Consider the following 21,678-nt stretch of genomic DNA (forward strand, 5'->3'; position numbering starts at 1 on the left):
GCCACACCTTAACAGTATCAACTCTTGCGTATCTGCTCCCTATTTACACAAGGCAAAGCTATAAACAACTCAGCTTTTTACTTGTCTTCAAAAAATAAAAATTAACCCATAGAATCACAATCACGGTATTACATGGCAACTGGATTCGCCGTAATAAAACCAGGTACACCAATTTTTTAAGGACGTCACTTTCTTGTTATAGCACCCTCTTATTTTCCGATTCCCTCGTTTTGTGCGCTCAAAGTTTTTGGTTACCCCTTAACACAAAAACCTCTTCTTTGCATAGCGCTTTATTAAGACCCTCCCCCTCAGGTCTCTAGTTTCAACAAGTTGCCCCTCAGCTTGTCTGAAATCTAAACGCCTTACCCTCAGAAAGAAATATATGAATCCCATCTTCATTGATCGAGATACGGAAAAAGAACTCTGGAGTACTCAACAATGCGCCGACTACTGCGATATCACATATAACACCTGGTCAAATTATCATGCGCGTAAAAGAACACCACCGGCAGCGGTTATTGTTCTTAATAAAACACCGCTTTGGTTCGCCGACGATATTATTGCCTGGAAAGCCAACCGACCTGGATCGCCGGTAGATAATGCACCGCGCCCAGCAAAACTACAGGAAAAAAATTCCTCTGCCCACCCAAATACACCACACTAAAACACTTTCTTAGTAATCATAAAGCCACCTGCTGAACACTATTTTCAAGCAGGTGGCTTTCATACTGAATTATTTATTAGAGTTTTTCCATAGGTACCCCGCCAATAAGCATTAATCGCACAATACCGGCAGAGCCAAAATCAATCATGACACTTGCTCTCACACCAACACCATCTACACTTTGCACAACACCCAAACCATATTTTGCGTGATTAACTCGATCGCCAACAGCTAATTGAAGATCAGAGTTACGCAACCGTGTCGTTGGCTGTTTAGCCCGCCTCATCCCAGTACTTCCCAATCCACTACGATGCGAGCTAACAGAACTTGCTGATTGCCCTGAATAAGTAGAACCATAAGACTCAGAAAAATAACCAGAGTCAAAGTCAGAATTCGACCAAGATGAATAGTGAGATTCTGGTTCTTGTCTACGCCAATCAAGCAATTCTTCCGGTATCTCACCCAGAAAACGACTTGGCGGATTAGTCTGCGGGTTTCCCCATGAAGAACGAACCATTGCCCGACTAATATATAAGCTCTTTCGAGCACGGGTAATACCTACATAAGCTAAGCGACGTTCTTCGCTGAGTTCTTTAGCATCACCAAGCGCACGCAAATGCGGGAATTGCCCGTCTTCCCAACCAATGAGGAAAACAACCGGAAATTCTAGTCCCTTAGCGGTATGCAAGGTCATCAAGGTAACCACACCTTGTTCGCTATCTGGTAGCTGATCGGCATCGGCAACCAAAGAAACTTTCTCTAAAAAGGCCTGTACGCTACCAGGAAGTGGCTCGCCTTCATCAAGTTCAATCTCGCCACCATCCATGTTCATATATGCCACTTGGTTAGCTGCTTCAGAAGAAAATTCCCGTGCCACTGAAACAAGTTCATTGAGGTTATCTAAGCGAGCACCATCTTGTGGATCATTACTATTTTCTAGCTCTGCTTTGTAGTTCGTCATATCCAAAATGGCAGAAATTACTCCACCAATATCTGGCATACCCGTCACCTCATTGACAAAGGTTGCGCTAAGATCGCGTAACTCAAACATAAGCTTTACAAATCCACTTATAGAATTTTTGGTACGCGCAGCAAGCATAGGTACTTTCCCAGCATCTGCATCAAGAAGTGCTTGATAAAAACTGATCTGATTATTTTCGCTATGCAAGGCCAACATTGCCAGTGCTTTATCGCCAATACCACGACGCGGGGTATTAATAATACGGCGCAGAGAAACTTCATCCTCTGGATTATCAAGCACCCGTAAGTAGGCGATGATGTCTCGGATTTCTTTACGCTCATAAAAACGGGTTCCACCGACGACCTTATACGGGATACCAGAGCGAATAAAAATATCTTCTAAAGCACGAGAAGAATTATTGGTTCGATACATAATCGCAATGTCAGAATAGTCAATTCCGTCATCAACTAACTGATCAATTTCAGCACCGACAAATCGAGCCTCATCGTGTTCATTATCTGCTACATAACCAACAATAGGAGCACCATCGCCTTGCGCAGTCCATAATTTTTTCTCCCGACGTTTTTCATTCCGCGCAATAACTGCGTTTGCCGCATTCAAAATAGTCTGTGTAGAACGATAATTCTGCTCCAATAAAATTGTGGTGGCAGTTGGATAATCCCGCTCAAACTCTTCAATGTTACGAATCGTTGCCCCCCGGAAGGCATAAATAGACTGATCCGAATCACCAACTACGCACAATTGGCTAGCATGCTCGCCTGCTCCCACTAGTTCATGGATTAATACATACTGAGCATGGTTAGTGTCCTGATATTCGTCGATAAGCACATGACGGAAACGACGTCGATAATGCTCAGTTACGTGAGGATATTGCTTAAAAATACGTACCGTCTCGCCAATGAGATCATCAAAATCTACCGCATTTCCCTGGCGTAACCGCTGCTGATATAACCCGTAGACCTGTGCAATAGTGCGCTGATAAGGATTATGGGTTTTCTCGGCATCAGACTCAGCGCGGAGTGGATCAATGAGTTCATTTTTTAACTGTGAAATACCTGCTAACACACTTCGCGCAGAATACTTCTTAGGATCAATACCTAATTCCTTAATGATCATACTGATCAAGCGCTTAGAATCGTCAGAATCATAAATAGTGAAATTGGTATTCAACCCCGACACTAACTGCGCTTGCTCCCGCAAAATACGCACACAGGTGGAGTGAAAAGTTGATACCCACATCCGCTGAGCTACTGGGCCGACTAAGCCAGTAACCCGCTCACGCATTTCGGCAGCAGCTTTATTAGTAAAGGTAATCGCTAAAATCTGTCCTGGATGCACGCCATGTACCCGCATTAAATAAGCAATGCGTCGAGTCAGCACTGCGGTTTTCCCCGAACCAGCACCAGCAACAATAAGTAACGGCGAACCATAATGTTCTACTGCCAACCGCTGCTGCGGGTTAAGTCCATCAATAAGATCAACCGCACTCATTTGTTCATTGCTTTTCGACGACACATTAACCGGCGTGTTTAACGACGCAGCTGCATGGGTATTCATTGTGCGTGTTGCTGGTGTTACGCCAAAAGGCGAATGCTGGCTAAACAAGCTTGGTTGGACTTGATTATTGCTACCCTCAGTTGGTGTCTGAGAATTAGCCTGAGTTTGGGAGAAAGGATTGGTATTCATCGCTTACCAACCTACAGCCTTGCCTGGACATGCGCCGCTTTTGTACCTTTTATGGCTCGTTATACTTGTTACTTCTTTTCGCTCTTTTTCCACTCTGGTATTCATGGCACAATAATGTCCATGCATTCCACCGCAGATGACTTCGAGATTCGAATGCCCACCGGCACTGACGATCCTCTTTCTGACGCCGAAATTCAGCGTTACCGTAAAGAGATTGATCGCTTAGATAAAGAAATTCTCACCGCGATCAAACGTCGGACACAGATTTCTCAAGCAATTGGTAAAACTCGTATGGGCTCTGGCGGCACCCGGCTAGTACATACCCGTGAGGTAGCTATTATCAACCAATTCCGCGAAGCCATCGGCGAGGAAGGTCCTGCCCTAGCCAATCTATTGTTGCGTATGGGACGCGGCAAACTTGGTTAACACTGCAGCATTACCACTACTTGTTTTCCTCCATCAGCTAAAGATAGGCAAACAAAAGGAAGTGAATTTTTTCACCGTAGCCTGATCCAATCAGGCACCAACGGCATCTTTTGGCTACGGTTGTGTAGGACAAGCAAAAAACATCCGTTCGGTAATAAACCAAACGAAAATCACATGAAATGGAGTACGCATGGCTACAGACATCACCACGACCCCACAGTGGCAAGCGATCAAAGAGCAGCACGCAAAAATTTCTCGCACCAACTTACGCGAACTTTTTGCCGCTGATAACAACCGTGCTGCTGATTTCAGCTTCGACGCGGCTGGCCTACATGTCGACCTTTCGAAAAACCTCATAGACAAAGATGCTCTTTCTGCCCTCATTCAGCTGGCTGAGCAGGCACAACTTAGCACGCACATCGAAGAAATGTTTAACGGCGTGCATATTAACAACACTGAAGATCGTGCTGTATTGCATACTGCTTTACGCTTGCCGGTTGATAAAGATTTTTCTATCGACGGCCAAGACGTAGCAGCTGATGTACATGAAGTACTAGGTCGGATGCGTGATTTTGCCACCGATCTGCGCTCCGGTAAATGGTTAGGTTATACCGGCCATACCATTAAAACGGTTGTTAATATCGGCATTGGCGGCTCTGATCTCGGTCCAGCTATGGCAGTAAAAGCCTTGCGTACCTACGCCACTGCTGGTATTCATGCCAAGTTTGTTTCCAATGTCGATCCTGCAGATATGGCAGCTGTATTAGATGAAGTAGATCCTGAATCCACTTTATTCGTTGTTGCATCCAAGACTTTTACCACCCAAGAAACCCTAGCCAACGCGCATGCTGCAAAGCGTTGGCTCATTGAAAAGCTCGGTTCTCCCGAGGCAGTGTCTAAGCACTTCGTGGCGGTATCAACCAACCATGAGAAAGTCGCTGAGTTCGGGATTGATACCAAGAATATGTTTGGTTTCTGGGACTGGGTAGGCGGACGCTATTCCGTTGATTCTTCCATTGGTCTATCACTGATGGCAGTTATTGGCCCTATGGACTTTATGCGTTTCCTGAGTGGCTTCCACGCCATGGATGAGCACTTCCGCTCCACCGAGTTCTCCCGCAATGTGCCAGTACTTATGGCACTTCTTGGTGTGTGGTACAACGATTTCTTCGGTGCTGAGACCCATGCTGTATTGCCATATTCGCAAGATCTAGGTCGCTTCCCAGCTTATTTGCAGCAGCTTACAATGGAATCTAATGGTAAGTCGGTACACCGTGATGGATCTGCGGTGACTACTTCTACTGGCGAAATTTACTGGGGTGAGCCTGGCACTAATGGCCAGCACGCTTTCTATCAGCTTATACACCAGGGCACTAAGCTTATTCCTGCTGATTTCATTGGTTTCGCTCGCCCCAAGCAAGATTTACCTACCGCTGCCGGTACCGGCAGCATGCACGATCTGCTGATGAGCAATTTCTTCGCCCAAACCAAGGTGTTGGCCTTTGGTAAAACTACTGAAGAAATTGCTGCTGAAGGTGTTGATCCTGCGGTAGTGCCACATAAGGTTATGCCTGGTAATCGTCCTACTACCACTATTTTGGCGGAAGAACTTGACCCAGCAACCCTAGGTGCATTGATTGCTTTGTATGAGCACATTGTTTTCGTTCAGGGCATTATCTGGGACATTAACTCCTTCGACCAATGGGGAGTAGAGCTAGGCAAGCAACAGGCAAATGATCTCGCTGCCGCAGTCGCTGGTGAAGTATCCGTTGATTCCGGTGATAGCTCTACTGACGAACTCATTACCTGGTACCGCGCTCACCGTAGCTAACAGTTTGAGGCTTTGCGACGATTATCATCGCGGCCTTAAACACCACTAAAACCCTGATATAACACCAGAAGATGGCTGTTATATCAGGGTTTTTCTTAATACCTACAGGATTAGATTTTCAGCATTGGCGCATAACCAAAAGGAATGTGGTTTGAATCAACAATCTGCTTACCAAAGGGGAAACACGTTACTGGGATCATCTTCACGTTGGCGATTGCCAATGGGATACCAATAATGGTCACAAACTGAGCGAGTGCAGTAGTGACATGTCCAAGTGCTAACCATAATCCAGCAATAACAAACCAAATAGCGTTTGCAACGCTGGTAAGTGGTTTAGTTCTGCCAATCTCAGCAACTACCGTGCGACCAAATGGCCACAGCGCATAACTGGCCATTCTAAAACTAGCCACCCCCATGGGGATAGTCACAATAAAAATACAAGCTACGATGCCGGCAAGCAGGTAGCCAAGAGCTAGCCATAGTCCACCAGTAATCAGCCATATCATGTTCAGTATCAAACGCATTGTAGCTCCTTGCATAAAAATAAAATTGTTTCCCGCATTCTACGCTAAGCACAAGCAACCAGCTTTCTAGCTGGTGATACCTCATTAAAAACCGACTCAATAAGGATTAATAGTAGCTACTTGGTTTTTCTTTAAGAATCTAAGCTCAAACCCCCACCTCGATGCATACCCTAGGTTTTGTTATCACCGATCCCGGCCGGAGAGAAACCCACCTACCTCAGGGGCAGTATTATCTGTTGGGGTTTGTTCAAGTGCCTAAGTTAACGTACGCCCTCTCGTTGTAGATTCACTGCTGCGTACACTGATCGTTTGTTCAGTTCTTAACACAGCTATGCGTAAACCTCGTGGGGTTATCGAAATCGGGGCCGCTAATTGCTGAAACTGTGGTAAGTACTGTGATGATAACGCAGCATCCCCATTAATGGTTTCTATTGTTAACGCCCGCTGTGTGCGCTGCACATATTCGCTCAATGCGGCAACAATAAGCGTTAACACATCAGCCGAGTAATCGAGTACTTCCTCAAAAAGCTGCAACTTACGCCCACCACGGCTGAGATAAGCTGCTAATAAACCGTCGATAAGCACTACCAGTGCACCAGCTTTTCGCGTACAGCCTGACTTCGGCCAGGCGAGTGCCGCACCATAGGGATTTGCTGGATCGCAGGCAGCCAATATATATACCTCTGGGGAAGTTGTTCCTGATGGCCAATGACCAGTTGAAGGCTTCGTTGGACTATCAGAATAATTTCGCAAGCGATCAACAACTGCGGCAGTGGAAAACTGTGCCGCCCCTAATCCGTCGATAAATAATCCACGCACAGCTTTACCAGCATGCTCAAATTGGCTCAATGTTTTATAAGCTAATTGAAAACCACCGCTTACTTCTTCAGCAACAACTGAGCCTCTGGTTACTACTCCATATCTATCGAGCCAGATTTCGCTCCGAAGAAGAGCATTCTTTGTAACCTGGTTGTTTGCTTGTGGAGCAAGCGACCATCTACCCATTAAATCCGGTGCACTAGCCTGGCGGACAAACCCGGTTGTTAATCGACCACGCCGTAAACCAGAACGGCCACTTCGTCTTGTTAACCGAGACCCGGTATTAAAACGCCCACCCCGGCTAGTGGTTTTAGCTCCGCTGCCGCTATATAAATGTGCGCGAAGAGCAGCAAAACTGTCTGGCATAATCACCGACTTGGCAACACTATCCCATAATGCTTCCCGCAATTGTTCATCAGATGCCACAGTGGTACTGATATGGCTACGAATATCTGCATAATAAAATCCACCACCGGTAGCCAGCAGTTCCACTATTTTTTGCTGGATCGGATTAAGTTCTACTTCCTGTGGGCTTAGTAGTTCACTAGCATCATCGCGGGGTAAAAGCATAATCCATGGGTCATTGCTAGTAGCTACACCAGCACCAATAATAAGTACTTCACCGGTGGTAGTAAGTTCATCAAGATAGCTCGGTTGATAATTTTTAATTCGGGCAGGAAATACCAGTGTTTCCCAAGTACTTGCCGGTAACCGTATACCCGCAAGCTGTTCGATTACTTCATATACCCCATCGGCACCGCTGAGCTTAGGGGTGCATCCAACAGCGGCCACATGTTGCCATGGGGGAAGAAAACGCGCATAGCTACTTTGGCTTACTGCACGGGTATGTGCTCGTGCTTGAGCTAGACTTATCCGACGAATACGATCAAGCACCTGTGCATTAATATATTCGGTTTCTTCTACCCCAGTTCTAAAATGACCTGCGATAAGTTTATTTCCCGTTCTCATATGCTCAGGCTGGCAGAGGCTTTCTACAACAGCATGAGCAATAGAACTAGATAAACCAAATGCTTCTTGTAACTGTGTCAGCACAAAGGGACCCCGATGTCGTGACCATCTGGCAACCAGCTGACTGAGCGCATCTACCATAATTTCTGAAGGCGCTGTCGAGGCTATCTGGGCAGGAAGCACAACACCCAGGGCGTCTCTGAGTACTACTGCATCCTGAATCTGCGCTATATGCATAACCCCATTAATGGCCACCTGCATTGTCCTAGTTGCCAGCTCATCGTGATAATCGAAATCTAACTTTTCCGCCAACTGTTTTACTGGGATCGGGCCAAGAATACGCAAAAGATCAGCGAGCTCTTCCTCAGTGCGTGCTCGGTAGCCAATAGCAACTCGTCGTAGTTGAGCATCAATCGTTTCTATGACCGATATGTCGAGTAGCTCTCGTAGCTCTACGGTACCTAGAAGCTGGGTCAGCAACTCAGTATCCAGATTTAACGCAGCCGCACGCTTTTCTGCTAATGGTGAATCTTCCTGATAAATAAACCCACCGCGATAATGAAACAACGAAGAGGCAGCAAAAGGCGAAGGAGTTTCAGTGGTAACTTCGACAATAGTTATCCGCTTCTGGGCAATATCGCCTAAAACCTCGCGTAACGACGCCAGATCATAGACATCATGTATGCATTCCCGCACAGTTTCCAAGATGATCGGAAATCGAGGATATTTCTTTGCTACAGAAAGTAGCTGGCTAGCGCGCAGGCGTTGTTGCCATAAAGGAGCACGTTTGCCTGGGTCTCGCTTGGGTAAAAGAAGTGCCCGCGCCGCACATTCACGAAAGCGTGCTGCAAAAAGTGCTGAACCAGCAACCTGTGAGCGCACAATATCTTCAATCTCTTCCGGATGAATAATAAAAAGCTCCGCAGTAGGCAATTCTTGTCCATAGGGTATGCGCAAAACAATACTGTCGTTATTACTGACCGGTTGCACATCAATACCAGTACGCTGTTCAAACCGGGCACTGACAGCTAGCGCCCAAGCAGCGTTCACAGCCTGGCCAAAAGGAGAATGAAAGACAACCTGCCAATCACCCACTTCATCAGTAAACCGCTCTAGAAGAAGAGTTTCTTCATCTGGTATCTGACCAGTTGCTTTTTGTTGTTCACTTAAAAAATGCAGAATATTGGTGCGTACATTGGTTTCTACCCCATCTAAAAATTGCTCTAGCTGGGTAGGATTAGTAGCAATCGCACGTCGAAAAGCCCCTATTGCTTTACCTAATTCCGCAGGACGGTTCATATCATCACCGAGCCAAAAAGGCAGCCGTCCGGTGTGCCCTGGAGCTGGTGAAACGTGGACTTGATCATTGGTTATTGCTTCAATTCGCCAACTAGAAGCACCCAAGGTGAAAACATCGCCAACGCGCGATTCGTACACCATCTCCTCATCGAGTTCCCCAACCCGGCGCGAACCTTTTTCACCACTGAGTAAATACACCCCATATAAACCACGATCAGGGATGGTTCCGCCTGAGGTAACAGCTACTCGCTGTGCACCTGGACGAGCACTTAGTACAGAGGTTTCGTGGTCGAAAACCACGCGCGGTTTAAGTTCAGCAAAATCAGTAGCTGGATATGCTCCACTAATTAGATCAATGACTGAATCAAAAACAGAACGCGCCAGGTTGCGGTAGGGATAGGCTCGTCGCACCAGTTCATACCAGTGGTCACTATGCCAATCATCAACTGCAACTGCGGCTACGGTTTGTTGACTTAGCACATCTAATGCATTCTGTGGTACCGAGATTTCTTCAATTAAGCCCTTACCCATTTGGTGCATAATGACCGCTGTTTGCACCAAATCTGCCTGGTGCATTGGGTAAAAAGAGCCCTGTGATACTGCTGCTACAGCATGGCCGGCACGACCAACACGTTGTATCGCACTAGCTACACTCGGCGGCGATTCCACCTGAACAACTAGTTCTATGGCTCCCATATCAATACCTAGTTCTAGCGAACTGGTAGCCACCACAGCTTTGATCTCACCATTTTTAAGCATCTGTTCGGTAATCTCGCGCTCTTGTTTCGATACCGACCCATGGTGGGCGCGGGCAATAAAAGTTGGTGCGCTTCCTGCCACTGCGGTGCTCACCATAACTTGTGCTGGGTTTCGACGAGTAGGTGGGGCGAGTTCTTCCGGGGAAAATTTTTGCGCATATAGTTCATTAAGACGCGAGCTAAGCCGCTCTGCAGCGCGCCGGGAGTTAACAAAAATTAGACTAGAGCGGTGTGCCATAATTTCGTCGAATAGCTCTTTTTCAACAAAAGACCACAGCGAAGCGTCTACGGCTAAGGCGGAATCGCTCGCTAATGGTTTGTGTGTCGCGGTTAAGGCTGGATCTATATCCGTTACTGGTAATGCAGGATTTTTCATATCCGAGACGGGCACATGAACGTCTAATTGCCACGTCTTTTCTAGCGGTGGATTAATAATTTCTACTGGTCGATTACCAGCGAGAAACTGCGCTACTAAGGAAAGTGGACGTACTGTAGCCGAAAGTCCTATTCGCTGTATCGGTTTACCTACTAAATGCTCTAGACGCTCCAGACTTAACGCAAGGTGTACACCGCGCTTGGAATCAGCAACCGCATGAATTTCATCAATAATGACACACTCAACTTCACTAAGAATTTCTCGTGCTTGGGAGGTGAGTAAAAGATAGATTGACTCTGGGGTGGTGATTAAAATTTCCGGTGGATTCCGACGCTGTTGGGCTCGTTGGGCTGCCGTGGTATCCCCAGAACGAACCCCGATACTAATTTCTTCGATTCCCGCTCCGGTTCGCTGAGCAACTTCGCGCATAGCAGCAAGTGGAATATTTAAATTTTTCTCTACATCTACCCCCAGTGCTTTCAGAGGTGAGATATAAAGCACCTTCACTTTTGCTTGGCTAGTTTGTTTTTCGACGGTCTTCTTAGCTATCCCACTAGCTAAATCCGAATGAAACAATGTGGGATGTCTGACAGGTTGAATAAGTCCTTGCAGTGCCCAGAAGAAAGCGGCAAGGGTTTTACCCGACCCAGTAGGTGCACCAACTAAAACGTTTTTACCTGCTGAAATAGCATTCCATGTAGCTTCTTGTACCGCAGTTGGGGCGCCAAAAGTTTCCTCAAACCACTGCCGTGCCACCGGGTTAAAGCGGGTGAGAATACTCTCGTCAGAGTTAGTAGACATGTTCTTATTCAACCAAACAACTAGAGTAGGAAACTATGACTGCACAGTTTGACGACGCTACACTAACCTATCGGCTTGCCCAGGGAACGGGCGAAATTCTCAAAGGCGTGCGAAACGTTGGCGTTCTTCGCGGCCGCGAACTCGGTGAAGCCGGCGATGACCTCGCCCAAAACTGGATTGCACGAGTTCTAGAGCAACACCGACCACATGATGGTTTCCTGTCTGAAGAAGCAGCTGATAATCCTGAGCGACTCGGCAAAGACCGGGTATGGATTATTGACCCGCTTGATGGCACCAAGGAATTTGCTACCGGCCGCCAGGATTGGGCTGTGCATATCGCTTTGGTGGAACATGGAATTCCTACCCATGCTGCTGTTGGGTTACCAGACTTAGGTGTGGTGTTTAATTCCTCTGAGGCTCGCGCGGTAACTGGCCCACTCTCACATCGCATTGCGCTATCGCATAACCGTCCCCCAGCAGTGGCTACTCATATTGCTGAAAAGCTTAATTTTTCAACCGAATCGCTCGGTTCTGCTGGCGCAAAGGCGATGCATGTCTTGCTTGGTGATTATGATGCTTATATTCATGCTGGTGGCCAATATGAATGGGACTCGGCTGCGCCAGTAGGAGTTTGCCAAGCGGCCGGCTTGCATTGTTCACGACTTGATGGCTCAGAACTTCGTTACAACAACAAAGACACCTATTTGCCAGATATTCTTATTTGTCGAAAAGAACTTGCTGAGGAAATCATTGCCCTTGCTACTGCTTTCCGGGAGGAAAACGGCTCTTATTAGAACTCCTATTTAAAGCCGTATGCGGTAGTCAGCGCCGCAATAACAAAGATTTTAGTTCGTCGCATAGCTTTGCTTTATGCGACGACTTCTTTGTATAGCGCCGATAAATAAACGCATATCAGCTGCCTTATACGCACTAAAAAGACCACACTATAGGTCAGTTTAAAAACAACAGACATGCGTTCTTTAGCGTTTACCTTTATGCTTGGATCATGTCTGTCATTGATACCCCTTATGAAGCGCTACTCGCCAAAATTTTGGCCGAGGGCACACACAAGGATGATCGCACCGGCACCGGAACCACAAGCCTTTTTGGTGCCCAAATACGCTATAACCTAGCAGATTCTTTCCCACTTATTACGACCAAAAAAGTTCACTTTCATTCGGTAGTAGGTGAGTTACTGTGGTTCTTGCGCGGCGACTCCAATGTGAAGTGGCTCCAAGACAATGGAGTGCGCATTTGGAATGAGTGGGCGGATGAAAATGGCGATCTCGGCCCGGTTTATGGTGTTCAATGGCGCAGTTGGCCAACCCCTGACGGGGATCATATCGACCAGATCCATAACGCATTAACCACATTGCGTACTAATCCTGATTCGCGTCGCAATATTGTAAGCGCTTGGAATGTCTCAGAGCTACATAATATGGCGCTTCCTCCTTGCCACCTGTTATTCCAACTTTATGTCGCCAATGGGAAATTAAGTTGCCAGCTTTATCAGCGCAGCGCCGATATGTTTCTCGGCGTACCTTTTAATATTGCCTCTTACTCTTTGTTAACCCATATGCTTGCCCAACAAGCAGATCTTGAAGTAGGCGAATTTATTTGGACTGGCGGCGATTGCCATATCTATGACAACCACATTGAACAGGTTAAGCTACAACTTTCACGTGAGCCACGTCCTTATCCGCAATTAGAGCTGAAAAAAGCCGATTCAATATTCTCTTACACTTTCGACGATATTGCGCTCAATGGTTATAATCCGCATCCAGTGATCAAAGGCAAAGTGAGCGTGTAAATGCAGCATCTGGACATGACCGATACACCGATAAAGCGCCCTGGTTTAAAAGCAATCTGGGCGCAATCAATTGATGGAATTATTGGTACTGGTACAGATATGCCCTGGCATTTACCGGAAGATTTACAGCATTTTAAAGAAACCACGAGTGGTCATGATGTGCTCATGGGCAGAAAAACCTGGGAGTCTATTCCCCCACGTTTTCGCCCACTTCCGGGCAGACGCAATATTGTGCTTTCTTCTTCTCCAGCTGGTCAATGGTCTCAGGGTGCTGAGGTAGTCACTGATTATAGTAATTTTGACGGTTGGGTTATCGGCGGTGGAAGTGTTTATGCTGCCACTTTAGCTTTGGTGCAGCATATTGAGCTCACTCTTATTGATCTTCCGCTTGCCCATAAACTTGGCGAACAGGCTGTTTATGCCCCTGACATAGCTGATTTTGAGGTAGTCAGCGATTCTGATTGGTTAGTATCACAAACCGGTCTGCGCTATAAATTTCAAAGTTTGCGTCGGAAGCAGTAAGTGCGTCAAGATGTCTACATGACCAACCAGCATGTAACTATTTATGCAGCCGACTGGTGCCCTTTTTGCCAACGGTTGTTAAAAGCTTTGGATCGCACCGAGACACCTTATGCGCTAGTAGATGTTGAGGCAGATGAGCAAGCATCCGAGTGGGTAAAATCCGTCAATGAGGGCAATCGCATTGTGCCTACTGTGAAATACTCCGATGGCACAACAGCAACTAATCCTTCGGCGTCTGAGGTACGCAAAAAATTAGCCCAGCTCAGCTCTTCATAGGTTTATTTAACCTCAACGGTGCTTTTCTCTTTCGTCGATAAGCACCCGTAGTACTAAGACTCACGCAGGAAGTGACAACTTCACCCAAACTCTAGATAATTAAGGATATCCTTGCTTTAATTAGGCTCCATGGAACACCATGGAGCTTTTCTTATTCATATCAATACTGCAGATCAACTATACCGGCCCATTTCGCGCAGCCTTATTGCCGAAGGGAATATGCCGGCTGATACTTTTATTGATATTTTATCTTGCTCCTTAGGATTAGCCCCTAAACCTTATTGGTGTATTGGTGTTGGCAAAGGTTACTACGTGGGGCGTCGCCAATTTCATCTCGCCCACCCCATGCTTATCGACGCCCAACCGCTCAATCTGCATGACCTAGTTCAGCTTAGTCACACATTTAATAGTTTTAACAGCGAAGAAGAGGCAACCTTCACCCTAGAAATTACCGGCCAAGCGCTCTGGCATTTTGAGGTTCAAATCAGCTCATATACCGATCCGCTGGGTTTATTAGAAGATTATTTGCAACAAGAAAACCAATCCATCGCATTATTGGAAGCTATCGGCAGTTTTAACCCAGATATTGATCCACGTATTGCAGCACTTGCCGACGCCGCCGCGCTTGGTTACTCAGTAGCACCCCATATAGGTATGGATGCACTCGTGAACCGGGTAGATGCCCAGCTTGATATTGATCCGTGCCAAAGTGATGCGCACGCTATGTTGGCTGCCTATCATGCCTTAGATAAACATGGAAAAGTGCAACCGTGGATTCACTTTTTTGCAGCTTTTAGCAAAAGTCCTATTATCTCAGCGGTTAATGCTATTCTGCATCAGCTTAGCTGCCCTGACCTCACCGATTCCCCGATCAGCGCGAGTAGTACCGATGAAATTATGGGCTTCGCACGCAAGTTGTTAATTATCAACAATTATGTGGGAACAGATGAGCACAATAACTTATGTTTATCTGCCCACATAGCTGGCGAACTTACTTCGCATCATCATGCCTCTACAACAATGATTGCTCAGCTATACAGCAGTATCCCAGTGCACAAGATGGTACTGCCCAAACAAGCTTTTGATATTACGCCCCGACCAGTGCGCTATATTTGCCCACAGCCGCATGCCACACTGGAGCATTTTCATTTCCAGCATGATTGTTCGCTTGATTCAGTCTATCTTCCCGAGTGCCAAAAGCTTTACGACGATACCGGCGCTACCGAGCTCAGCAGCCTAGACTCCTTACCATTTGGCTATACCCGAAGGTTTATGAAAAAGGAGCATAATCTAGATTTAACCCTTCACCAGGCCTTAACTGGGCTCGATTTTGATATCGAGCTCAGTAAACTTATGCGTGAACAAAACTAAGTGCCATTACACCATGCTAGTTCTTAGTCGGGTGAATGCTCTTAATGAATGCCTTCGCCTACTTGGTCTGCTGGGTTTTCTTCATCAAATTCTCGAATAAGATAGGTATCCATAATCCAGCCGTGTTCAGCGCGTAGCCTGGCCTTAAGCTGTGCTAATTCCTCACCGATTTCAGCAACGTATCCTTTACGCAATACTTGCTGTGGAGTACCCAAAAATGCGCCCCAATAAATATATGTATGTTCAGTGTAGACATCTAGCCAGGAAGCCTTGCCATCTAACATAACAACGCAATTACGACGTTGTTGTGCTGGTGTATCAGCAAAATTACGCCCAGTGGTGATATGGATGGCCTCACCGATACGGTTAATCAAAATCGCATGTTCAGCAGTAAGCACCTGCACAGCAGTAATTCCAGGGATGACCTTTACCTCGCAATCAAGGTCTTCTAGATTACGCATATGCTCGATAATGCGCAGGGTGGAATCATATAAGCTCGGATCGCCCCAAACTAGAAACGCTACCTGTCCCTGTTCGCTACTATTTGCCCGAATCGTCTGGGCAAGCAACGTTGCCCGTGCTTGATGCCAGCGCAAAACCTCTGCCCGATAGTCTTGTGGCTTACGATCACGTGGTGGATCAGTTACCGCCACAATAGGAACTTCAGGTGCGTGCGTATCGACAATCTGTTGCCGCAGCGCTAATAGATCAGCTTTTGCATCACCCTTATCAAGGGAAATAACTACTTCTGACCGTGAAAGCGCTGAAATTGCTTGCTGACTAAGATAGTCCGGACTACCAGCGCCAATTCCAATAACGTAAAGGGTACGCACGGGTTTAATCTTCGTCGCCGTAGAGATTAGCGACGTCATTTTCTGATAACACCGCATTCATCCGAGAATAATCAATTGAATTTTGCTGATGCAGATAACGATCACACACCGCAGACAATTGTTTGGCATCAAACTTATTCAACGTCAAAATACGAGTAGTTGTACCATCTTCCTGCAGTTGCTCAAGAACCAAGACACTATTGCCTTTTTCTTCTACAACAACCGCAACCACCGGGCGGCGCTCAACATCATGAAAAATTGGATGAATCTCAGACATGCTTATTATCCTTCCATAAAAAATATTTTTTGTTATGGGTGCCGCCGTCGTTAACTCGCCTTCACCCTGGCATAAGGCTCTTATCCCAGCATAGGCCGCCAAGGTGTACTAGGAAGAAAAACAGTAAAAATCTTCCTTAACTTTTAAAAAAATACGTCTTCTACCCACGTTTTAATTTTCTTCACCAGTTTCCGGTACGCTAGTCCCGTGTCATACGAGATATGCGTTATAGGTTGATAGCCTACGACAGCATTCTTAATGCACTAGCGCCCTAGTAGCTCAGTGGATAGAGCACGGCTCTCCTAAAGCCGGTGTCGGAGGTTCGATTCCTCTCTGGGGCACTTTTCCTTTTCCCTCGTTAACCAGTATTTTTGCAGGTTAGCGGGGGTTTTACCTTTTCCCATAGGGGTAAAGCAAGGCTAAATAAGGCCTAATATGGTGGCACATGTCGTGAAATTGTCGTGAAACCCCTGGTCGCTACACGGAAAATTCAGCCCTAAGATTTGAAAAGTTAATATTTTTTAACCCTGCGTGAACCATTCAGCAATGAATAAAGGCTTATTTAATTATTTACAAAATTAGGAACATTCGGTGGTACAGTAAGGCCCGTGTCAAGACTTAGGGTGAAACACCCTTTACAAACGTAAAAAGCCCCTAATGCAAGTTATAGAACCTACACCAGGAGCTATCTTTAGGCTTTCAGCAAGCTTTTAATCTCATCCAAATCAATATCATCCGGTCTAGGTGGTTTCGCTCCACCATCAGCCCAGCGCATTAACTGCTCCAAATGCTTCACAGCGGTTACAAGTGCCATACGCAGTCGGTGGTTATCCACCTCCACACTACGACGCTTCTCACGCTCATCGCCTAAATCCGCCTGCATCTTATCAACACGCGCCTCCAACGCATCCATGCGTGAACCCTTGGCAGCTTGTGCATCAGACCTAGCCTTCACCAAACCAATCCACAACCCACCTAACGCAGTAATAAAAGCACCCACACGTCCAACGCAATCTACAAACAGATAGGAATCCAATGACCACCATCAACATCACTGCCACCCGCAACAACGGGTGGTGGACAGCCATCAGCGACGACATCCCTGGTTTTGTAACCCAGGCACGCCGCCTCGACCAAATCGAAGACTACGCCCGCGACATCGCACAGCTATCAGAAAAATTCACCGACGATGAACTCGAAACTCTGAAATACCACATCGAAGCAGACACCTACTCCGAAGCCGCGCACCAAGCACTAGAAGCTAATCAACAAGCTAAACAAGCCCAAGAAAAAGCCTCCCGGCTTATGCGTAAAACCGCCCGCGGACTCGCCAGGCAAGGCCTCATCTACAGAGATATCGGATTCATACTAGGGGTCAGCTACCAACGCGCACAAGTACTAGCTACAACCTAGCCCATACAAAAATAAAGCCCAGAAAATAGCCCCTAAAAACTAAAAGTCTCCACACACCTGCTAAAGCATGTAGAGATTTTCCTATTTCAAGCCACTAGATCATTAGTCCAATGAGTACATAAACAAGAACACATGTAGCCCCTGCGTTGAAAATCAGTAGCAGAAGTGGAATCTTCCGACCTCTTCTATTTTTTGAGAGATACTGCAGAAGAAATGAGGATAAAATCCCAGTAGATAAGGAAAGCAGCACTAACGCACCGATTATTCCATCTTCGAACTTTAATGCGGAGAAAGTAAACGCCACTATTGAGCAGAACCAAACACCAAAAACTCCTACAAAAGCACCATGAGCCTCACGGGGCGGTAATTCTTGAAGTTCCATACTTTCCTCCTTAATTAAATACTTGTAAATGTTTCACTCTTATGCCTCGCCAAAACGTAGCGCCACAGTCGTAAACAGAACTCCTGGAAATCCTCCGCAGGATTCTCCATGCTGTAGTGCAAGACCGAAAGATATTCGAAAATCCTTGCAACTTATTACGACTGCCTTCACGAAGTCATAAAAGACACCACGTTTGCCTCCACACAAGTGGAATTACTTATCAGTAAATGTAGACACTATAGATCATTTGGTTATGTTTCTTATATACACAGATGCTAGGTTAGGCAAGGCAGTTGCATTTAACTGTTGACAATATTGATGTCGACACACCCAGAGCACTTATTAACAAATCCGCATCTACCGTATCTAGTCGGTTGTTATAAATAAGACAAAACCTCACAGACCCAAACCATTGATATACCAAAGCCTACGATAAAGCTTCTTGCTCCCGAATTACGGGAGCAAGTTACCGGCTACGCTTATCTGGATGAATTCATCAAAGCAATCATAAGGTTTTCCCGATAATAAAGCCTTATGCTTTACGACGCACTGCGACATCGACGCTAATCAATATAGGTGCAAATGCGCTGGTGATTTCTGATAATTCAGCATCAATTCAAATATGCACCAGCGAAGATAACCTTGGATAAAATTCGCATTTGTTCAACGCTACTCTAGATGGGCTACTTTCTTCTCACTCCATCAAAGATGCAAAATAACCACATTTATGCTGGTAGAGCACCTGTGCCAGAAGATTCAATTTCTCTCTAGAGCATTTTTCTTCCCTCTCTCATCAAAAGAAAACAGATGAGAAGGATTTTTCATCTCTTCAGTAAGACTTAAAACTTCACAGAAACAAAAATCACAATCTCAGCTAAGTTCAGAAATAGTAATGGCATCCACTAGAACTTGTATCTAGTCCGCTACTGACGATAATTTAAATCAATAAGACATTGACAAAACCTTTTGTGGAACCACACCAGGTCACCCCAAAGCCTGTCACCCCTCTTCTCCTTCTTTTTAATCTTTCAAAAAGATAAAAGGCAGGAAACAAATGTCTTGCGCTCTATATATAAAAGAGCACTCTCAGAAAGAAACGATACGGAAAAAACATGAATCATTCCCCTACAAAAAGAAAAACAAGCACAGGGCTACTACGCAGCCCATGGCTTGCCATACTATTTACGCTTCTTCTCATAGCAAGCCTTGTACCACTTGCTATCAACTTCTCTCATGCTGCAGCAGCACAAGAAACTGCACTTTCTGAGACGGCAGAAGACGCTACTGCCGTTGTAGAAGACGCTACTGCTGTTAGTGATCTGCAGTCTGATGACGCTGAAACCCAGCCTTCTGATCAGATCCCTGTAGATGATGCAGTGTCTACACAAGATTCACAGGAAACACCTGCTGGGCAAGAACCTTCTTTTTGGGGAAGGCTTTGGCAAAACTTCAAAGACCTTTTCGGTTTCTCTAAAGACAACACCGATAAAGATACAACTGATCCCACAAGTGATGAGAACGAGGACACTATTACCCCAATAGTTGAAGGTCAAACTAGGTTCATAATAAATAAAAAGGTTGTAGTTAAAAACAGCCAGGGTCAAACAAACGATACACAAACTAAAGAACTCGTCGAAAAACTGAAAAAAGAAAACAAGACTTTTAAATTCACCTGGCAATGTGAACAGCCAGATAAGACCGTGTCTAGTAGCTCTTTACTTGTTAAAGTTGACGAAGAAGGAGACAGTGCGCTTGAGGTTCCTGTGGGTTCCAAGTGCACTGTTACTGAAGAACTAAATTCAGCATATATTGAAGGGTACTACCACAATCTGGCTGTACCGGATGAAAACGATATCCAAAAAACTGGTCTCAACTCGATTGACTTTACGCTTACATCCAACGACCCATTCAAGTTCACTGCTCAGAACGAGTACACCGTTGTGGAACAAGAAACGGGTCAATTCACCTTAGAGAAAAAAGTTGTAGGCCTTGAAGAAAAGGATAAAGACAAAGAATTTGAGTTCACCTGGGTATGCCGTGAAGACGAAAACACAGCCACCAAGGGTGAAACAAAACTAAAAAATGGTGCACGAGTTACCGTTACTCGCTTACCGCTTAACTCCACGTGCCAAATATCCGAGAAAGCTCCAGAAATTGATGGGTATACCCACCTTCTTAACTGGGAGATTAACGGTGAAGAAAGAGTTACTCCTACCGATACGGTTTTTGTTGACCCACGCAAAGCAGAAAAACAACCACCTGTTGTCACAGCGGTAAACACCTATGTCAAAGAAGATAATCCAGTTCCACCAAAGCCTCCGGTTCCAGGTAAAGGTACTTTCACCCTAAAGAAAGAAGTCAAAGGACTTACCGAGGACAAAGAATTCGAGTTCAGTTGGATTTGCCGTGGTGAACAGGGAACGCAGCCAGTACGAGGTGGCATTAAGCTGAAAAATGGTGCAACCTTTAAAGTTAAGGATCTTCCTCTTGATTCCACCTGTATGATCTCTGAGAAGAATGCAGCAGTTGCAGGTTTCAAGCATTCACTACAGTGGTTGACTAATGGTGAACCAAAGTCGAAAGACAATATTGTTGCAATTGATCCTCGTTCCACGACTGAGGCTGAATTGGTTGTTACTGCGGTCAACACCTACACCAAGGATACTAAGCCAGCACCAACAACGACCTCGTCTTCTGCTGCGCCAACAACAACCACCTCGTCGTCGACAACACGTCCAGCACCGACAACCTCAGCAACGTCAAGCATGACACCAACAACGTCTGCTTCGAGCACCTCGTCGGCAACAACAACTTCGTCTGCTACATCGACCTCGGTTACTTCGTCGGCAAAGCCAACTACAACAACTTCGTCTACTGAGCCGATTGTTCCGACAACAACCAGTAAGTTCCCGCCGATTATTCCAATCCCGATTCCTATTCCGGTTCCTCCGGCACCATTCCCACCAGCACCACACCCAGCACCAGCACCACACCCAGCACCAGCACCACACCCAGCACCAGCTCCTGCACCGAATGGTGTAAGTAATACTCCTGCCACACCACACCACGGTGGCAACAACACTGCTCAAACACAGCAAAACAATGGCAAGAACACCACTGCTGCTACCCCTAACCAAACAAATAAGGGTAAAGGGTTAGCTAATACTGGTGCTTCTGTCATCTGGTTAGCACTTGTAGCATTACTGCTTGCTGTAGTCGGTGGGTTTATTACCTATCGTGGTCGGTTGAATAAGAACAACTAACCTACACAAAAATATGAGGTAGAGCTTAAAAGTAACCTCATCAATACGATCCCCTTTTTCTTAGTGGTTGTTTACAACCCATTAAGAAAAAGGGGATTATTTTTCGCTGTATCCCTCTCAATACTCATCTAAAAGTGTTCTTAGGCGTTAAAAAAGATGCTTTTAGTTCTCATGTTCTCTGCCCCAGTACCCATCGCGCGTACCCTAAGCAATAAGGCCACAATCAGGTTAAAAGCACACTCATTACCTTGCTTCCAACACCACAAATCAGAACGCGAAAATCAGGATGAATCAATAACTTTTCCAGTTTCAACGCAAACAAGCTAAGCAACGCCGCATCCATACCAGCTCAAATTTGGCAACCTTGTCCTATCACCCTATTGTGTGAAACGCAGA

General features: G+C 45.9%; 17 protein-coding genes and 1 tRNA gene. 11 read left to right on the forward strand and 7 right to left on the reverse strand.

The window, feature by feature from the left end:
- Positions 1 to 382: 382 nt before the first annotated feature.
- On the forward strand, positions 383 to 664 hold the full coding sequence (locus tag UL82_RS08300; protein WP_046440339.1) for a hypothetical protein: 282 nt from the start codon (positions 383 to 385) through the stop codon (positions 662 to 664).
- 76 nt (positions 665 to 740) lie between these two features.
- On the opposite strand, the gene pcrA is transcribed toward UL82_RS08300, so the two are convergent.
- Positions 741 to 3,137 (reverse strand): DNA helicase PcrA, encoded by a 2,397-nt coding sequence (gene pcrA / locus UL82_RS08305; protein WP_232009557.1) that lies wholly within the window; start codon positions 3,135 to 3,137, stop codon positions 741 to 743.
- Between the two features lie 309 nt (positions 3,138 to 3,446).
- On the opposite strand from pcrA, the gene UL82_RS08310 reads away from it, so the two are divergent.
- Positions 3,447 to 3,758, forward strand: coding sequence for a chorismate mutase (locus UL82_RS08310; RefSeq protein WP_395921902.1), 312 nt, complete (start codon positions 3,447 to 3,449; stop codon positions 3,756 to 3,758).
- Between the two features lie 190 nt (positions 3,759 to 3,948).
- Positions 3,949 to 5,589, forward strand: a complete 1,641-nt coding sequence (gene pgi, locus UL82_RS08315) for a glucose-6-phosphate isomerase (protein WP_046440340.1) — start codon at positions 3,949 to 3,951, stop codon at positions 5,587 to 5,589.
- Between the two features lie 110 nt (positions 5,590 to 5,699).
- Here the strand turns inward: pgi and UL82_RS08320 are convergent, their stop codons facing one another.
- Together UL82_RS08320 and UL82_RS08325 are read right to left on the reverse strand one after the other, a co-directional pair.
- Entirely contained in the window at positions 5,700 to 6,113 is a 414-nt protein-coding gene (locus UL82_RS08320; protein WP_046440341.1) for a YccF domain-containing protein, read from the reverse strand.
- A gap of 255 nt (positions 6,114 to 6,368) precedes the next feature.
- A complete protein-coding gene (locus tag UL82_RS08325; protein ID WP_046441407.1) occupies positions 6,369 to 11,135 on the reverse strand; it encodes an ATP-dependent helicase in 4,767 nt (1,588 codons plus the stop codon).
- Between the two features lie 35 nt (positions 11,136 to 11,170).
- On the opposite strand from UL82_RS08325, the gene UL82_RS08330 reads away from it, so the two are divergent.
- From UL82_RS08330 to UL82_RS08350, 5 genes are all read left to right on the forward strand, one after another.
- Complete coding sequence (locus UL82_RS08330) at positions 11,171 to 11,929, forward strand: 3'(2'),5'-bisphosphate nucleotidase CysQ (protein ID WP_046440342.1); 759 nt, start codon at positions 11,171 to 11,173, stop codon at positions 11,927 to 11,929.
- 212 nt (positions 11,930 to 12,141) lie between these two features.
- The gene (locus UL82_RS08335) at positions 12,142 to 12,945 is read left to right on the forward strand and encodes a thymidylate synthase (protein ID WP_046440344.1); all 804 of its coding nucleotides are present in this window, start codon (positions 12,142 to 12,144) and stop codon (positions 12,943 to 12,945) included.
- Positions 12,946 to 13,467: a dihydrofolate reductase gene (locus UL82_RS08340; protein WP_232009465.1), complete on the forward strand. Its 522-nt coding sequence runs from the start codon at positions 12,946 to 12,948 to the stop codon at positions 13,465 to 13,467.
- 18 nt (positions 13,468 to 13,485) lie between these two features.
- Positions 13,486 to 13,743 (forward strand): mycoredoxin, encoded by a 258-nt coding sequence (locus UL82_RS08345; protein WP_046441411.1) that lies wholly within the window; start codon positions 13,486 to 13,488, stop codon positions 13,741 to 13,743.
- 129 nt (positions 13,744 to 13,872) lie between these two features.
- Positions 13,873 to 15,114 (forward strand): hypothetical protein, encoded by a 1,242-nt coding sequence (locus tag UL82_RS08350; RefSeq protein ID WP_046440346.1) that lies wholly within the window; start codon positions 13,873 to 13,875, stop codon positions 15,112 to 15,114.
- A gap of 41 nt (positions 15,115 to 15,155) precedes the next feature.
- Here UL82_RS08350 and cobF read toward each other — a convergent pair whose 3' ends face one another.
- Positions 15,156 to 15,947 carry a precorrin-6A synthase (deacetylating) gene (cobF, locus tag UL82_RS08355; protein ID WP_052735923.1) on the reverse strand — a complete coding sequence of 264 codons (792 nt, stop codon included), beginning with the start codon at positions 15,945 to 15,947 and terminating at the stop codon, positions 15,156 to 15,158.
- Positions 15,948 to 15,951: 4 nt separating this feature from the next.
- Entirely contained in the window at positions 15,952 to 16,224 is a 273-nt protein-coding gene (locus UL82_RS08360) for a hypothetical protein (RefSeq protein WP_046440351.1), read from the reverse strand.
- 268 nt (positions 16,225 to 16,492) lie between these two features.
- Between UL82_RS08360 and UL82_RS08365 the strand changes: the two genes are divergently transcribed.
- A tRNA-Arg gene (locus tag UL82_RS08365) sits at positions 16,493 to 16,565 on the forward strand.
- A gap of 350 nt (positions 16,566 to 16,915) precedes the next feature.
- Here UL82_RS08365 and UL82_RS08370 read toward each other — a convergent pair.
- On the reverse strand, positions 16,916 to 17,260 hold the full coding sequence (locus UL82_RS08370; protein ID WP_232009466.1) for a hypothetical protein: 345 nt from the start codon (positions 17,258 to 17,260) through the stop codon (positions 16,916 to 16,918).
- Here UL82_RS08370 and UL82_RS08375 point away from each other — a divergent pair.
- Complete coding sequence (locus tag UL82_RS08375) at positions 17,260 to 17,637, forward strand: DUF1902 domain-containing protein (protein WP_046440353.1); 378 nt, start codon at positions 17,260 to 17,262, stop codon at positions 17,635 to 17,637. The genes UL82_RS08370 and UL82_RS08375 overlap by 1 nt on opposite strands.
- A gap of 94 nt (positions 17,638 to 17,731) precedes the next feature.
- Here UL82_RS08375 and UL82_RS08380 read toward each other — a convergent pair whose 3' ends face one another.
- The gene (locus UL82_RS08380; protein ID WP_046440355.1) at positions 17,732 to 18,019 is read right to left on the reverse strand and encodes a hypothetical protein; all 288 of its coding nucleotides are present in this window, start codon (positions 18,017 to 18,019) and stop codon (positions 17,732 to 17,734) included.
- Positions 18,020 to 19,131: 1,112 nt separating this feature from the next.
- Between UL82_RS08380 and UL82_RS11075 the strand changes: the two genes are divergently transcribed.
- A complete protein-coding gene (locus UL82_RS11075) occupies positions 19,132 to 21,282 on the forward strand; it encodes a DUF5979 domain-containing protein (protein WP_052735924.1) in 2,151 nt (716 codons plus the stop codon).
- Positions 21,283 to 21,678: the final 396 nt, after the last annotated feature.

Source organism: Corynebacterium kutscheri (assembly GCF_000980835.1).
Taxonomy (GTDB): Bacteria; Actinomycetota; Actinomycetes; order Mycobacteriales; family Mycobacteriaceae; genus Corynebacterium; species Corynebacterium kutscheri.

Coding starts and splice junctions, on each gene's coding strand:
- UL82_RS08300 (WP_046440339.1), top strand. CDS start 383: ATGAATCCCATCTTCATTGATCGAGATACGGAAAAAGAACTCTGGAGT.
- pgi (WP_046440340.1), top strand. CDS start 3,949: ATGGCTACAGACATCACCACGACCCCACAGTGGCAAGCGATCAAAGAG.
- UL82_RS08360 (WP_046440351.1), bottom strand. CDS start 16,224: ATGTCTGAGATTCATCCAATTTTTCATGATGTTGAGCGCCGCCCGGTG.
- UL82_RS08345 (WP_046441411.1), top strand. CDS start 13,486: ATGACCAACCAGCATGTAACTATTTATGCAGCCGACTGGTGCCCTTTT.
- UL82_RS08380 (WP_046440355.1), bottom strand. CDS start 18,019: ATGGAACTTCAAGAATTACCGCCCCGTGAGGCTCATGGTGCTTTTGTA.
- UL82_RS08335 (WP_046440344.1), top strand. CDS start 12,142: ATGTCTGTCATTGATACCCCTTATGAAGCGCTACTCGCCAAAATTTTG.
- UL82_RS08330 (WP_046440342.1), top strand. CDS start 11,171: ATGACTGCACAGTTTGACGACGCTACACTAACCTATCGGCTTGCCCAG.
- pcrA (WP_232009557.1), bottom strand. CDS start 3,137: ATGAGTGCGGTTGATCTTATTGATGGACTTAACCCGCAGCAGCGGTTG.
- UL82_RS08375 (WP_046440353.1), top strand. CDS start 17,260: ATGACCACCATCAACATCACTGCCACCCGCAACAACGGGTGGTGGACA.
- UL82_RS08310 (WP_395921902.1), top strand. CDS start 3,447: ATGTCCATGCATTCCACCGCAGATGACTTCGAGATTCGAATGCCCACC.
- UL82_RS11075 (WP_052735924.1), top strand. CDS start 19,132: ATGAATCATTCCCCTACAAAAAGAAAAACAAGCACAGGGCTACTACGC.
- UL82_RS08350 (WP_046440346.1), top strand. CDS start 13,873: ATGGAACACCATGGAGCTTTTCTTATTCATATCAATACTGCAGATCAA.
- UL82_RS08325 (WP_046441407.1), bottom strand. CDS start 11,135: ATGTCTACTAACTCTGACGAGAGTATTCTCACCCGCTTTAACCCGGTG.
- UL82_RS08340 (WP_232009465.1), top strand. CDS start 12,946: ATGCAGCATCTGGACATGACCGATACACCGATAAAGCGCCCTGGTTTA.
- UL82_RS08320 (WP_046440341.1), bottom strand. CDS start 6,113: ATGCGTTTGATACTGAACATGATATGGCTGATTACTGGTGGACTATGG.